This is a genomic window from Candidatus Anoxymicrobium japonicum, assembly GCA_002843005.1.
Classification (GTDB): domain Bacteria; phylum Actinomycetota; class Geothermincolia; order Fen-727; family Anoxymicrobiaceae; genus Anoxymicrobium; species Anoxymicrobium japonicum.
On the sequence record PHEX01000051.1, the window covers coordinates 1 to 14,570 of the forward strand.

Annotated in this window: 18 protein-coding genes; 15 read left to right on the forward strand and 3 right to left on the reverse strand. The window is 53.4% G+C overall.

All coding sequences use genetic code 11. From position 1 onward, the window contains the following. From CVT63_05935 to CVT63_05960, 6 genes are all read left to right on the forward strand, one after another. Nucleotides 1–324 (forward strand): hypothetical protein (locus CVT63_05935; protein PKQ27813.1); only part of this gene is annotated, 324 nt, incomplete at its 5' end. A gap of 89 nt (nucleotides 325–413) precedes the next feature. Then, a complete protein-coding gene (locus CVT63_05940; protein PKQ27814.1) occupies nucleotides 414–623 on the forward strand; it encodes a 2-oxoisovalerate dehydrogenase in 210 nt (69 codons plus the stop codon). Beyond that, nucleotides 620–862, forward strand: coding sequence for a hypothetical protein (locus CVT63_05945; protein ID PKQ27815.1), 243 nt, complete (start codon nucleotides 620–622; stop codon nucleotides 860–862). Before CVT63_05940 ends, CVT63_05945 begins: the two co-directional genes overlap by 4 nt. Before the next feature lie 125 nt (nucleotides 863–987). After that, entirely contained in the window at nucleotides 988–1,227 is a 240-nt protein-coding gene (locus tag CVT63_05950) for a hypothetical protein (GenBank protein ID PKQ27816.1), read from the forward strand. 1 nt (nucleotide 1,228) lies between these two features. After that, entirely contained in the window at nucleotides 1,229–1,525 is a 297-nt protein-coding gene (locus tag CVT63_05955) for a hypothetical protein (protein PKQ27817.1), read from the forward strand. Between the two features lie 55 nt (nucleotides 1,526–1,580). After that, nucleotides 1,581–2,618 (forward strand): hypothetical protein, encoded by a 1,038-nt coding sequence (locus CVT63_05960; protein ID PKQ27818.1) that lies wholly within the window; start codon nucleotides 1,581–1,583, stop codon nucleotides 2,616–2,618. A 22-nt stretch (nucleotides 2,619–2,640) separates the two neighbouring features. Here the strand turns inward: CVT63_05960 and CVT63_05965 are convergent, their stop codons facing one another. Then, nucleotides 2,641–3,318, reverse strand: a complete 678-nt coding sequence (locus tag CVT63_05965) for a hypothetical protein (protein PKQ27819.1) — start codon at nucleotides 3,316–3,318, stop codon at nucleotides 2,641–2,643. 259 nt (nucleotides 3,319–3,577) lie between these two features. On the opposite strand from CVT63_05965, the gene CVT63_05970 reads away from it, so the two are divergent. The 9 genes from CVT63_05970 (at nucleotide 3,578) to CVT63_06010 (ending at nucleotide 12,684) form a co-directional block, all read left to right on the forward strand. Continuing rightward, entirely contained in the window at nucleotides 3,578–5,158 is a 1,581-nt protein-coding gene (locus CVT63_05970; protein ID PKQ27820.1) for a hypothetical protein, read from the forward strand. Between the two features lie 61 nt (nucleotides 5,159–5,219). Next, a complete protein-coding gene (locus CVT63_05975) occupies nucleotides 5,220–5,900 on the forward strand; it encodes a hypothetical protein (protein PKQ27821.1) in 681 nt (226 codons plus the stop codon). A gap of 24 nt (nucleotides 5,901–5,924) precedes the next feature. Beyond that, nucleotides 5,925–6,821, forward strand: coding sequence for a hypothetical protein (locus CVT63_05980; protein ID PKQ27822.1), 897 nt, complete (start codon nucleotides 5,925–5,927; stop codon nucleotides 6,819–6,821). Nucleotides 6,822–6,932: 111 nt separating this feature from the next. Beyond that, complete coding sequence (locus CVT63_05985) at nucleotides 6,933–7,706, forward strand: hypothetical protein (protein PKQ27823.1); 774 nt, start codon at nucleotides 6,933–6,935, stop codon at nucleotides 7,704–7,706. 68 nt (nucleotides 7,707–7,774) lie between these two features. Continuing rightward, nucleotides 7,775–8,965, forward strand: a complete 1,191-nt coding sequence (locus tag CVT63_05990) for a glycosyl transferase family 2 (protein ID PKQ27829.1) — start codon at nucleotides 7,775–7,777, stop codon at nucleotides 8,963–8,965. Next, nucleotides 8,962–9,852, forward strand: a complete 891-nt coding sequence (locus CVT63_05995; GenBank protein ID PKQ27824.1) for a hypothetical protein — start codon at nucleotides 8,962–8,964, stop codon at nucleotides 9,850–9,852. The genes CVT63_05990 and CVT63_05995 overlap by 4 nt, the downstream gene beginning before the upstream one ends. Next, a complete protein-coding gene (locus CVT63_06000) occupies nucleotides 9,849–11,687 on the forward strand; it encodes a hypothetical protein (protein PKQ27825.1) in 1,839 nt (612 codons plus the stop codon). Before CVT63_05995 ends, CVT63_06000 begins: the two co-directional genes overlap by 4 nt. Nucleotides 11,688–12,073: 386 nt before the next feature. After that, nucleotides 12,074–12,163: an AURKAIP1/COX24 domain-containing protein gene (locus CVT63_06005; protein ID PKQ27830.1), complete on the forward strand. Its 90-nt coding sequence runs from the start codon at nucleotides 12,074–12,076 to the stop codon at nucleotides 12,161–12,163. A 221-nt stretch (nucleotides 12,164–12,384) separates the two neighbouring features. Further along, a complete protein-coding gene (locus CVT63_06010) occupies nucleotides 12,385–12,684 on the forward strand; it encodes a hypothetical protein (protein ID PKQ27826.1) in 300 nt (99 codons plus the stop codon). Between the two features lie 69 nt (nucleotides 12,685–12,753). Here the strand turns inward: CVT63_06010 and rbsK are convergent, their stop codons facing one another. Together rbsK and CVT63_06020 are read right to left on the reverse strand one after the other, a co-directional pair. After that, a complete protein-coding gene (gene rbsK, locus CVT63_06015; protein PKQ27827.1) occupies nucleotides 12,754–13,683 on the reverse strand; it encodes a ribokinase in 930 nt (309 codons plus the stop codon). Between the two features lie 11 nt (nucleotides 13,684–13,694). Beyond that, the gene (locus CVT63_06020; GenBank protein ID PKQ27828.1) at nucleotides 13,695–14,360 is read right to left on the reverse strand and encodes a class II aldolase; all 666 of its coding nucleotides are present in this window, start codon (nucleotides 14,358–14,360) and stop codon (nucleotides 13,695–13,697) included. Nucleotides 14,361–14,570 lie beyond the last annotated feature (210 nt).

Below are 14,570 nucleotides of genomic sequence, written 5' to 3' on the forward strand. Positions count from 1 at the left end.
GCCCCATTCCATAAATACTCGCAAGCGAACGCCGCTGCATCCGCGCCTGCTGCGTTCCGCTTCCTCGCCGTACTCACCGAGTACGACTCGGTCGCGCGGTCTTTTAAGGAACGGCGCATCGACGCTCTCGATACGTTACCGTATTTATGGAAAGGGGCACTTAGTGACGTTGCTTTTCTGAACCTCGAGGAAGATATCGAGCTTGTCTTGTGGATTGAGTCGCTTCCTCCTGCCGCTGCTCTCGTCCATGCCTGCGCTCCTTTCCTTCCGAGGGGTATCTTCCCCCCCCTTCCTGGGAGCGTCTTCAAAGGAGGCAAACAGTAACACATGGTGATAGGATCTTGTCCGAAATGTTCAGAAACAATCCGCTGCGTGATACAATTCAACCATAGCCGGACTTAAGGAGATCTCTTTTGGACAAGGAAATAGTCTTTCTCATCGAGGAATCACCCGAAGGCGGGTTCGAGGCACGTGCACTAGGTCTCTCGATATTCACCGACGGTGAAACTCTGGAAGAGATCAAGGAGAACGTCCGAGAAGCGGTGCGCTGCCATTTCGAGGAAAACGAACAGCCTCAAGTCGTACGGCTTCACTACATAAAGGACGAGGTCATCGCAGTATGAGAATCCCCAGGGACATCGATGGGGATAAGCTCGTCACCCTCCTCTCCAGGTTTGACTACGAGATTACCCGCCAGGCAGGGAGCCATATCAGACTAACGACGTTCCGCAATGGTGAGCATCATCTGACTGTCCCGAGACACAGACCTCTTAAGGTCGGCACCCTGAACGCGGTAGTCAATGACGTTGCAGGCCACCTTGGCCTTCCTAAGGAGCAGGTTCTCAAAGAACTGCTGTCTTGAACGAACCGGTACTGACTCACGTGGTGCCAAGGCTGACGATCCCCTCGGTTCCTTGAATCAGACATCGTATGAGGTGTAGAATACAAAGCTGGTCGATATGTCTTGCGGACTATGGGAGGAGACACATGGCGGTTGTCCCTGGAAGTTGGTGCCCTATCAGGCAACCTCAGGTCCCCGGCGCAAAGGCTCTCTGTGAAGATAGTTGCGCTCTGTACATATCGTCCTCCAAGCTGCCGTCCACGCACAGTTGCGCCGTGACCGCTCTGGGAATCTACGCCCTGCAACGCATTGTAGTACCCGGACAGCTGGCAACCGAGAAAACGAACAAGCCCGCGGAACAGCCTCAGCAAACCAGGAAGAAGTAAAATGTCCAGAAAAGCCCGGTGCGGCGGAAGCGCCCTCGGCGGTCATGCGGACAAAGGCGAGTTTGGGTACATGGCGAGCGATTGCTACAAAGCCCGTCTTACTAAAGGGTTGCTTGGAGTAGACCTCGGGGAAGGTTATATCATAGAAGTGCTCAACTTCAGGCTCAAAAAAGTGTTGCGCCGTGAGCTCTTTGAGAGCTCGGAAGAAGCGCGAGAAGAGCTCGAGTACGTACGAGACGACATCAAGCTCATGACCACCGAGGAGTTCCGGGAGAAATACCTCCAACCGTCATCTTGAGACGTTGCACTCTCGATCCCTCGAGTAAACCCGTGTACGGTTCATTGGATCACCGATGCCGACAGTGTCAATAACATCAGGAAGAATAGTGAAAGATTCCGGATCCAGAGGCACCGCCAGGTGGCGGATCATCAAGTCAAGCAAAGCCAACCTTGTACTGTTCTCCGCCGGGCTCGCTCTCATCCTGCTGGCCGGATTCTGGAGGCTGGGGGTGGCGCCCGCGCTGAAGGTCGTGCCGACCGACATCGACCTGCTTCGGTTCTACAACGGGACGCTTGTGGAGCGCGTGCGCCCGCCGGGACAACCACCCGTCGGCCAACAACCTGCCCCAATGGACGTAATCATCCAGGAGAGGGAGTTCAACCCGGTGCGCCGATCCACCTCGAAGGTGGCGGTCATCGAAGTGGACAGCGCTGTCATCAACGCCGCGGACAGGCGCCGTCTCTCTGAAAAAAAAGAGTTTTTCGCCGTGAACCGGAAAAGCGCGAAACAGGTGAAGGGCAAAGGCGCCGACCGCGACCGGAGCGGATACTGCCTGGTGTTTCCCTTCAATACGCCGGAAGCCGATTTGCCTGTCTTCGACGAGTTGACCGGCAAGACGCAAAAAGCGGTGTTTGCTGGACGAGAGAAGATCTATGGCGTCAACGCTCTCGTTTTCAAAGTCGAGTACGGTTGGCAAACGGCAGCGATGCCGGAAGGATTTCCATCACGAATGACCGGGGCGCAATTGAAATCAATCCTCTCTAACCCCGCTCTCCCTGTCGATGATTCGGACTCACTAAAGGTCGAATACAAAGGCGACCTTTCCCTCGAGTTCCTGGTAGAGCCGGTGGCCGGAAACCTCATCGGGACGCGCAACGCGCATTCATCCGTCCGCCTGTCCGTGAACAACCCGGCGTCCCACCCGGCCTTCACACAAGTTATAACCACGCTGAACTATTCAGAGACCGTCGCGAGCCTGCGGGAAGCGTCGGCTTTCGCTCACGACGAAATCGCGAAGCTGCGTCTTCAGTTCCTTTATCTGCCTGTCGGCCTGCTGACGCTGGGCATCGCGTGCCTGCTGATCGGCGCTTTCGCAGGAGTGAAAGAGTAGAGTAGAAACTCAGGCGCTGTTTTTACACGCGGTCTGTGTAGATATCGAAAGGCAGGTCGCCAGTCACAAACCTCTCCATATCCTCACCGTTGTAAAGTTTTATCACCACACGGCGCAACTTCCCACTCAACACATCGATGGCCCTCTTGGTGAGTGGCTCATCCTTGAACCCCGAGAGATCAATCGGCCTGCCGATGCGGACGAGTATTCGCCTGGCATCATCACCGGGGATGACGGCGGCCGGGATTATCGGCACCCCTGCCTCGAGCGCCATGCGCACGAAGTTCGTGCGGAAATAGAATATCTTGCCGCCCCTGTCCGGACGTATGAGCAACTCGATCCCCTCGGGAAATACGCCTACGATCTCGCCGTCCTTCATCAACCCGACGGCTTCGTCAATCCCCTTGCCGCTCCGGGCGGCGCCCTTGAGGGACAATCTGGCCATGCCGGTCATGTGGTACAACGTCTTTACCACCGGGACCACGAAACCGTGCGAGCCTGCCAGGAAATGAATATAGCGGTCGACCTCCGTCATCAGCGCCAGTGTGTCGAGGATGTTGTGGCGGTTGCAGATGAGCAGCGCGCCACTATCTTTGGGAAGATTTTCCTTGCCCTCAGTCTTGACTCTGAAGACAAATGTAAGCCACGGACCAAAAAAGGTTCGCGCGCTTTCGTATGCGAGCATCTCATAGACGTTCATGGCTCTTCTTCCCCCCACGTGATCTTGCACCCTCAAGAGTAAGGCTTGACATGCCTTCTTGTAAACAACACGAGTAATGTTTGTTTGCAGGGTTCATCTCCCGGAAATGTGGGCAACCGGCCTGACCGCGCTTCCGCTAAAAGGGGTCTGGCGCCGTCTACCCTAATGAGCGGGGTCATCTGATAGAATTACTTGGGAAAGACGTTGGTAAGATTCTAGCGGCGGATGAGTGCGTGAACGGCTATCTGAACAGGTGGTGATGAGAATGGAATTCAGTCGGCACTTCTCAAAGAAAGACGTCGAGAGGCTCTTCGGCGACGGGTTCGCCCTTCCGCCCGACTTCATGTTCGGGGTTTCCAACGCGCCGCACCAGGTCGAGGGCGGCTTCAACGGCCAGAACGAGCCGCTCAACAACTGGGTCGAGGCGGAGCGTTCGGGGCGTGTGGAGCTCTCCGGGGAAGCCATACGTTTCTGGAACGACTACCCGGAGCAGATCGATCTCGCCTCGAACATGGGGCTCAACGCTTTTCGCCTGGGGATCGAGTGGGCGCGGGTGCAGCCCGAGAAATCCATGACATCCACAAAGACGCCCGAATTCGACCAGGGCGCTATTGAGGCTTACGCGGACATGATCGCGGCGATCATGAAAGCGGGCATGGAACCTGTGGTCACGCTGCACCACTTTACACATCCATACTGGCTCGGGCTTGATTTCTGGCTGGAGAACGCGAAGCTGGACCACTACCGCCGTTATACCGAGGAGATGGCGCTGAAGATCAACCGCATCTTAATCGAGAAGCACGCGCTGGGCCCGATCAAATACTGGCTCACCACAAACGAGCCTAACGGCTGGGCGCTTGGCACTTACATGGCGCGCGAGTTTCCCCACAAAAAGACGGGCATCCGCAATACGCTCCTGGCGTGGAATAACCTGATCGACGCCCACTGCCGCGCCTACGACACCCTGCACAAGGTTTACGCCGATAACTCATGGGCGCCTCCTCATGTCACCTACAACACCGCCAACCAATCGGTGTACGGGATCGACAAAATCCTGACCGACCTGCTAAACGCGCGACACAACGGAGTTGAGAAAAAAGACCTGCCCGAATATCTCATTGCGGGAAAAGCCGCGTGGGACGCTGAGGTCGCAAAGTCACCGATTGTGCAGGAAGTGAACCCCATCAACCGGGTCCTCGAGCGTATGCTCGAGAAATTGGTGAAGCGCTTGACCGACCACTCGCGCTTCGAGAGCGGCATCAAGGCAATCTACGACTCCGACAGGCCGGAGAAGCTCGACTACCTCGCCATCGATTTCTACGACCCGTTCCCGAGAAACATGATCAAAGCGCCAACCGTGCAAGACATTCGCGAGCACCGTTTCAATATCAACACGGAGCACTGGGAATGGATGCTGAACCCGGTCGCGATGTACCACTTCCTGAAAGCCGACACGATCAACGCCGATGGCCTGCCGGTATTCATCGTCGAAAACGGAATGGCCCAGAAGGTTTACAAAGGGAGAGTCGAGCAGCGACGAGATGGGGCGACGCGGGACACTTTCCTGCAAGCGTACATATTCGAGGCGATGCGGGCGATGAAGGACGGGGTTCCCCTCATCGGCTACATGTACTGGTCGATGGTTGACAACTATGAGTGGGGTTCTTACGAACCTCGCTTCGGGCTGCACACCGTGGACCGTTCGCGCTCGCCCGTGAAGATCAGCTCAGTTGACGCCTGGGGCACCAACGCGGCAAAGGCGTACGGCGATATTATCGCGGCGCTGCGAAGTGGCGATCGGGCAAAGATAAGCGAGGTTTTCACGCAAGACGAGTGGTAGCGGCAGCCTGAATTCACTATCAGGCGTAATCTGCTGCAGGCGATTTCAGGGGGTTTGATCGATGCCTGCCGATATCGACGAAAGCATTCTCGAGATGTGGGATGACTTCCACGATGAGCGTGTCCGCAAGCGCGTGCTGGTGTGCGCATCCGCTCTTGCCGATCGTAACTTCTCGGTGGCGCCAGTGCCGACGGCATCTGAAGCCAACAGGCGTATCTTGAACCATATTCCCATACATAAAACAGTGCTCTACTGGGATACCGCGATCCTCGAGGAACTGGGCATCATTTCCACGCTCCAGGCGCGAGGAAACAAAATGAAAAACGCGATGCGGTTTGCGTCCGAGCGCAGATCCCGCAGGGGATCGCTCATCCCCGCGAAATCCGTGTACCTGTCCACGGCGTGCGCGGTGACCATGGACGGTATGCTCGTGAAAGTCGAACCGGAATTTTTGCCCGTGTTCGGGCCCGGCCGCACGCCGGATACGATAATACTCGTCATGGGCTTCAACCACATTGTCAATGAGCTCGAAGATGCTTTCAGGCGCGTCAGGGACACCTGCGTCCCTCAACGCGCGAAACAGATGGGGCTGGAAATCGATTGCGCGAAATCCCAGCTCTGTGTGGAGTGCGCCGCTCCTCCGGCTATGTGCGCCGTAAACACCGTCGTGACCCGACAGCCAGCGGCCCCTGACATCGTGATTATCCTGATTGGAGAACGCGGTGGGAAAGCTTTTGCTTGATTCTATGGCGCGCGCGAAAATAGATTGGCTGGATCGGTCAACGTGAAATATCTGGTCAAGGGCGCCGTCCACGAGACGAAGAGTTTTGACGGGACAATCATCAGATATTCGACTCGCGGCCGGGGATGCCCCATTGTTACCGCCAACGGGGTGGCGACCACAACCAACTTCTGGCACTACTTCGAGGACCATTTCTCAACGATGGCCCAGGTGATCTGCTGGGACTATCGTGGGCACGGGCGCTCCGACGTTCCCACGAACCTCGACAGTTTCGAGGTCTCCTGCCACGCGAAGGACCTCAAGGCCGTGCTCGACCATGCGGGCATCGACAGAGCGGTACTGGTAGGTTTCTCCATGGGCGCACAGGTCATCTTAGAGTTCTGCCGTGACAACAGCGACCGCGTGCTCGCGCTCATTCCCGTCAATGGACCCGCGTCCAAACCTTTTGAAGCATTCAGCACGGCGCCATTGTTTGAGAAACTCTACACAAAACTGTTCGGGCATTTCATCGAACACCCGGGAGTGCTGAAGGCGATCGCGGCGCCGCTTTTGACGTCGCCGGTAATGTGGCCCGCGGCCAGAATCCTCGAGATCGACAGGCACCGCTGCTCGAAGCTGGAGATGGATCTCTATTTCGAGCACATAGTGAAGATGGGCTTCCCTAACGATCTGCGCGCCCTTTTAGGAATGGCCAGGCATTCAGCCGAGGACGTGCTCCCACTGATCGATGCGCCAACGCTGGTCATCGCGGGACAGAAAGACGGCATGTGCCCGATGCGCCTGGTCAAGAAAATTTACAGGAAGGTCAAAGGCGCGGAACTCTTTGTCGTGCCGCACGGGACACACGCGACACTGATCGAGGCGCCCGACCTCGTCAACTTCCGCATCGAGACGTTCCTGCGCAAACACGCGCTGTTATAGCGCAACCCGACGAAGTGATTAAAAGGCGCAAGACCTGTATATAGCGAAAAACCTATTTAACAGAACCTATCCATCATTGACACGCGCCGCAATGTGGAAAGCATTGAAATCATGGATCAAGAAAAACCGCATGTGCTTCCTCACAGAGCACACAGAAAACTCGTCGCGAAGAGCAAGACTGCGGCGATTCTTGAATTCCTGCTTATTTTAGTGATGTTTGAAGCGCCATTGATTCTATTCGGCTCCCGGCTTACTTTTTTGATGAGCAGCAACGTACAGAACGTGCTCCCGGAGTTCACTTACGCCAACTCCAACGTAGTAACCTTTAATGGAATATTGAAAAACATGTACGTGTTTGATTCGGCGGCGAAATATCCTTCGGTTTCATTTTCTCTTTCAGTTGCTTCTGTCTCAATACTGCTTATTGTCCTTGCTTTCCTTGTCGCCTCCTATCCCGCAAGGTTCTGGATAATATACCTATCCCTGCTTACATTTTTTTCTTCGGTTTTCTTCGCCGTCATGCCTGACCGGTTTCCATACAGCCTGAAGATGCTCCTCGAACTCTATCTGAACATCCAGGTCTCGGTGTGGATATTCATTCCCGTTCTTCTGGTCGGCGCTTTTGTGACTGTTCCTCTCGGGCTGGCTTCAAAAATTCTTGCCATCACGATCACCGAACTTTATTCTTTTCTTTTTGGATTTGTCCGGTACTTCGCATTCATATATGTAATGTCGAAATTTTCATACATCTTCGCGCTCCCCGGATATTTCGCGTTCATCTTTGTGTTGGATTTCCTGTACATCGTTTCCGCCTATTCTCTTTTTATGGTTATCGCTTCCGGAAAACTCTCGAAGAAAAAAGAGAAATGGAAATGGGCTTTTTAGTTCAGGTTTTAAAAATCTACCTCGGATTGGTTGTTCTGGTAATGTCGATCTATGCCATCAGACATTACATTTTCACAATCAACAGGGTATTTGGAGAACAGCGAATCGGCCTTCAGGATATCGTGGACTCTGATCTCCCCTTCGCAAGCGTTGTCATTCCAATGCATAATGAAGAAAAAGTCGCCGCCGCCATATTGGATTTGTTGATGCAGTCAGATTATCCGGAGAGCAAGCTCGAAATAATTCCAATTGATGATTATTCCACGGACAGTACAAAAGATATCCTCGCCAGTTACGAAGCGAAATTTCCACGGATAAAACCTCTTTTCCGCGATGCCGCATCAAGAAGGGGAAAAGCGGCGGCGCTCAACGACTCTTTGCGCATCGCGAATGGAGAAATCGTGATCATCTTTGACGCGGACTATCTCCCTCCAAGAGGAATTATTCGAACCCTCGCGATGAACATACTGGATCCGGACGTGGGAGCGGCAATGGGAAGAGTGGTCCCCTATAATGCGTCCGTAAATCTTCTTACGCGACTCCTGGAAGCTGAGCGCACGGGAGGATACCAGGTAGATCAACAGGCACGCCATAATCTGCAGCTCGTCCCCCAGTATGGAGGCACCGCGGCATGTTTCAAAAAAGATATTGTTCTCGAGCTGGGGGGGTTCAACGAAAATATCCTCGCGGAAGACACGGAACTTACAATGAAAATTTTCTTGCACGGCATGAACGTAGCCTATGTCAACAGGGCGGAGTGCTACGAAGAAGTGCCTGAAACCTGGGCCGCAAGAGGAATGCAAATAAGAAGATGGTCGCGCGGACACAATCATGTGTTGTTTTATTACTTGATTCCTTTTATCCGTTCAAAAAAGCTTTCTTTGAAGAAAAAAATAGACGGAATTTTCCTTCTCTTCATATACACCACGCCAACATTCTTCATTCTCGGACTCATTGATTCGATAATCCTCTTTTTCCTTGGAGAGATGAACATCCTGAATAGATTCGTTGTTCTCTTCTTCGTGCTGACATACAACAATCTGGGCACCTTTGCGCCGTACTATGAGCTTGGAGAGGGAGCTCTTCTGGATGGCGCCACCCGCAGGATCAATCTTCTTCCCGTGTTTGTCTACAGTTTTTCCGTGAACATGACGTATTCAATCTTGGGACTCTTTGACTCCTGCGTCGACGTGCTTTCAAAACGCATTACCACCTGGCGAAAAACGGAAAGGTTCGCAAGCGGAGGATCGGAAAATTGATTTTCATAGCAAGTTTCCTTTTCCTGATACTTGTCCCGCTTGTTCCCGCCTTGCTGGAAATAATCCACCCCAGGGACAACCTGCCCTTGCTTGTAGATTATGAATACACGAGAGATCCAAGATATTTCGCGAAATCATTCAAGCGTAAATTCATAGAAACCCTTTCGCCGGATATTTTAGAGGGCGCGGGCGAAAACGCGGACACGATAAGATTTTCCGACTTCGAGGTGAAAGGGCTAAAGGGGGAATACCTCTCTGTAGAAAAAGAAGTGAAAGAAGCGCTTCTTGTTTGGGGGGAAATAAGAATAAACTCACTGATGGAGATGCCAAAAGAAGTCTATGCGAAGGGGAATGTCTACATTGGCGAAAATTCGACAGTCAACGCGCTTTCAAGCGAAGAGAACATATTCCTGGAAAAGAATTCAACGATCATTCATTGGGTTGACGCGGCAAAAAGTATCATAACGGACGGAGGAGTGAATTTAGGAGGGAACGCAAGTTGTAATGAAAACCTCATACTGGCAAAAGAAATAAAGTTCAAGAGGCTTTTCGCTTCGCCTATCGCCACACGCAAGCTAAGTGAAGTAAACGCGATAGAAAAAGGAACTTTTATCAAAGGAAGCATCAAGTCAAATGAAGATGTATTCATATCGGGGAAAGTAACAATTGAAGGAAGCGTGTTCTCAGAGAAAAATATTGAGACGGAAGGCGATGTGGAAATAAAAGGGAACGTGTTCGCGCAGGGCAAAGTGATCCTTGGAGATAAGACAAAAATCGGGGAGAAGGGAAAGGTAAAATCCGTTATCGCAAAGAAAGGCCTGGTTCTCAAAGGACAGGTCGTCATATACGGATATGCCGCGACTGACGGGAAAGGGATAGTGGCTTGAAAAAGAGATACGCCACTATCGCAATCATTGCCATTGTTGTTTCACTTTTCTTTATTGCGGCAAACACCATGCTGACCGTATCCTCAGACAACTTCTCTGTTTTGATTGTGTTCAATCCCGAGAACCTGGGGAAGTATTCATACGTTTTGGACGCTTACGAAAGCGTGCTTCAGGAAGAAGGGGTGCCCGTCACAAGAATGAGCGCCGTGACGCTTTTGAGCCTCTCCGAAAAAAACTTCGAAAAACTCCATCCGGCGGTCATATTTGCGGACGGAGTGAATCAATCCCTTCCAATGGATATTAGAGAATGGGCGAAAAGTTATCTGGAAAAAGGCGGGAATGTCGCGGTTATCTCCGACGCGGGAACGAAAGACCACAAGGGTTCTTTTCTCGAAGAAGGCGTATTTAGAGAAATACTCTCGCTGAACAACATCACATATAAAGAGAATAAAAAAAGTTTTACTTACGGATACCTGCAGATAGAAAAAAACTCCATGGACTTTCTTGACATTCCACCGGGCAAAACTCTGGGAAGAAACCTTTTGGGAGCTTACTCCTATGGGAAGCTCAAGTATCCTATCGCGAGAGTGAAAAACGAAGGAGTCCGCAAAAGTGATGTGTGCGCATGGGCAGTGACGAAGAGTGGATTCAAGTCCCCGGGTATCGTTTTCAAGAATTACGGCAAAGGGAAAGTAATGTACACCTGTCTTCCGTTGGGCTATCTCAAAGCAAACGCCGATGACTTCCCTTTGAGAAAATTATTGAGAGCATTCCTGTTCAAAGCAGTCAAGATCCCACACCTTTTGAATACGCCCGAAGGGAAAGGGGGTCTTGTGGTGAATTGGCACATAGATTCGAGTATAGATTGGAAAAGCATCCCGTATTTGATTCAAAATGGAGATATCAGAAAAGATGTCAAATGCTCCTTCCACATCACTGCGGGAGATTTCAGGGATGCGCCCGGCGACCGCCTGGGTTTCGACGCGCATGGGAAAGGGAGAGAATTTGTCTTGAATCTTTTGGAGTATGGAGTTGTGGGTTCCCACGGCGGGTGGGGGCACAACTGGTTCGCGGAAAACGTCCAAAAGAAGGTGTTCTCAGAGAAAGATATCTACAAATACATAAGGAAAAATAATGATTGCCTGGAACTTGTAACAGGTTACAGGCCTCGAGAATACTCCGCCCCCAATGGAGTGCATCCGCAACCTGTAACAACACGAGTGCTGGAAAAGCTTGGATTCACCTGTTACTACTACACTGGAGACAATGGCTCTTCGCCAAATAGAACCTTCATTGACGAGCGCGTGATTTCAAAATCCATTATTGCCTTCCCTATTTCAAGCCTCGGGAAGTACGCTTCACTGGGCGATATGCACAAGATGAATGTCTCCGAACAGAAAGTGTCTTCCTGGCTCAAGTCCATCATAGACTATGCCGTAAAAACCAGGAGCGTGAAACTCGTCTATTCACACCCATATGATATTGGCAACTACCCGAACGCGTTCAAGGAATTCATGGACTACGCGGAAAGCGCGCAACAAAACGGGCTTTTGAAGATACAGCCCATGTCTTACTTCGCGGATTTTACCCGGCGCTTCTTGAAAACCAAATTTACCTGCGACACGTCAAAAAGGAAAATAACTCTGACAAATCCTCAGGGACTTTCTGATACAATTCTCGCCTTGCCAGGGAACATGACAACGGGACATCTGCAAGAAGGGATAAGCGCTTCCTCCGACGGCAACTACAACTACGTCATCTTTTCCGGGGATTTCAAGAAAACAAAGGCAAGCATACCGTTTTCCAACAAACGTCAGAAAGTGACCGGGCACTGATTGCCGGCTCGCAGCCTCCTTTGTCATCAGTCACCGTTCCTTTAGAATATGGCATTCTATGCCACTTCTTCTGATTGACGCTTCACCGGGGTTCGCCTGGAAACGGTTCCAGGTCTTACGTTCCCTCATGCGTCCGTTTATACTCTCCGCCGAACTGGCGGCGAGTGGCCACACAAAGGCTTGGCTATCACCTCTGACAGGCTGAACTCATCATAGCAGGCGCCTACGACACTTAATCTCCCCTGTTCTGAGTTGAGCGCGGTACGGGTTTCCATGTCCGCGTATGTTTTTCCATATAATCCTTAACTGTTAGCAACCCCCTGTTTCAGGTTTTGTGGTAGGATTGCTCCTGTTGTGTCCGCGAAGAGTCAGAAAAGGAGGTTAGGCTGAGCTCGGTTGTCAAAAAGAGGCGCAAGAAAATGCGCAAGAAAAAACATAAGAAGCAACTCAAGAAGAACCGTCACAAGAACAAGTAGCAGTAAGCGGACAGGCGGCCTGAGAGGCCGCCCTCAGCCCTCTTGAGCCGCGTCTCTCCGGCGCGGCGCGATTTTGTCTGACCACGGGCATGGCCTTGAGAGACCGCCCTCAATCTGTATTTTCGGAACAGTCCCACATGGCGCACGGACGCGCCACCACCTAAGATGAAAATGTCTCAGGGTAGTCCGTGCCCCCTCGCCCCTTAGGGGAGAGGGTTGGGGTGAGGAACACCGACGAAGGCTCCAGCGAATGTCCCTCCGTCTACAGTCCTCTCATCGGAAAGGACGGCCTGCTGTACGCGGCCACCACCAACTCACGAATCTTCTGCATAACGCCCGATGGTAAGGAGAAGTGGCGCTACGACGCGAACAATCCCTGGTTGCCGGGGCCCGAGGGTCAGCCGATGATGGGAGGCTCGAACAACTTTACCCCACCGGCCATCACGAAGGACGGCACTCTCGTCTCGCTGCTGGCGGAGGGTAAGATATTCGCCTTCAAGATGGCGATCCAACAGAAATAGCCAACAGGACGCCACTTCACCTGGTGAATATGAATCCGGCGCCGACGGCGCCGGATTGAGCCGTTCTCTTCACGGCCGTTCATCTCTCGCCAGAAGACGCTCGACCTGCGAGCGCGATGGCATTGACGGTTGCGCGCCAGGCGCCGTCGCGGCAACCGCGCCTGCCGCGTTCGCGAACCTCACCGCGCCATCGAGTTCCATTCCTTCTGAGAGAGCAACCACCAGTCCGGCGGTGAACGCGTCTCCAGCGCCCGTAGAATCGAGAGCGTTGACCTTGAACGCCGGAAATAGCTTTTGCTCCTCGCCCGTCACCAGCAGCGCTCCCGCTTCACCCATCTTGACAACCAACGTGTCGATGCCCGCGTCAAGGAGTTCTTTCGCGGCCGACGACGCCTCATCGAAATCTCTTACCTCGCGCCCGGTCAACGACGCGAGCTCTTTCTCGTTCGGAGATACCACATCAAAGAGCTTCGCCAGGCAGACATTCGCCCCGCGGGGAGGTCCTGCGTCGAGAACAGTGGTGAGCCCGTGAGAGCGCGCGCGCCTGGCGCCCTCCGACACGACATCAAGTGGAATTTCGAGCTGAAAAAGCGCTGTGCCGCACTCCGCGTATAGAGAGTCCAGGACATCAAGGTCTTCAACTGTCAGAGCCATGTTGGCCCCGGGATCAACGACGATGGTGTTCATTCCCGTCGTCTCTTCGACGACGATGAGCGCGACGCCAGTCGATACGGCGTCCGACCGCCTGACATGCGAGGTGTCGATGCCCGCATTCGCCAGCGAATCCACGAGATAGTCGCCAAAAGCGTCCGCGCCGGCGCAACCGAGCAAGCAAACGTCCTGGCCCAGCCTCGCCGCGGCGACGGCCTGATTCGCGCCCTTGCCGCCGGGAACCATACTAAAGCCGGTTCCGTGCACGTTCTCTCCCGGCTCTGGTATGCGAGGCGCCGTGATCACCATATCGAGAACAATGCTGCCGACGACAAGCGTTCCTGCCATCTGTTGCCTCGCTATATTTCTTTGCCTTTGTACTCCGCCGCCATGGACGGCACGATCTTCGGGCCACCCACCAGATGTGACATCAGATAGACGGTGGCGGCGCGTTCGACTATCTCGGCGTGAAGCAGCGCGTCACGTATTTTCGAGCCGACGGCCACAACGCCGTGGTGCGCGAGCAGGCAGGCGTTCCTGCGGCCCAGCGCCTCGACGGCTCTGTCAGCCAGCTCCTTCGTTCCCGGCGGCGCGTACCTGGCAAGCTCGACGGCGCCAAGCAGCTGCGAGACCTGTTCCTCCAGGATAGGCGGTATGCTCTTTCCGGCGACCGCGACCGCCGTGGCCATCCGCTGGTGCGTGTGTACGATGCCGCCGACCTCCGGCCTGGCCTTGTAAATCGCCAGGTGCATCGATATCTCTATCGAAGGCTCGTACCTTCCATCGACAGGCTCTCCACTCATTTTGAGAACGCACATGTCCTCCTGCAGCAACAGGTCGTACTCGACCGATGTGGGCGTGATAACAACGAGGTCTGTATTTGGAACACGTACCGAGCAGTTGCCGGACGAACCGGCGACCAGAGAGCGCCTGACCATCTCCTGTCCTGTCTGAAGGACTTCTTTCATAGCCTCGAGCACCATGGGTTCCATGGGTTCCACCTGTACTCCCTCCTGTCCCGGCATGAATCAATTTCGGCAGTGGATTTGCGTGAATCAACCTGTTTTCGTTGAGGCGCTGGCCGTGTCGCGTCCCTGCGCCGACGCCACAATGTTACCATAGTTTCCTCGCGTGATTCGCTGGACAGGAGGTGAACATGGCGCGAAATGACAACGGTCACCTGATACTCGGGCTCGACCTCGGACAACAGTTGCCTTCTCCATAACAGACGATAC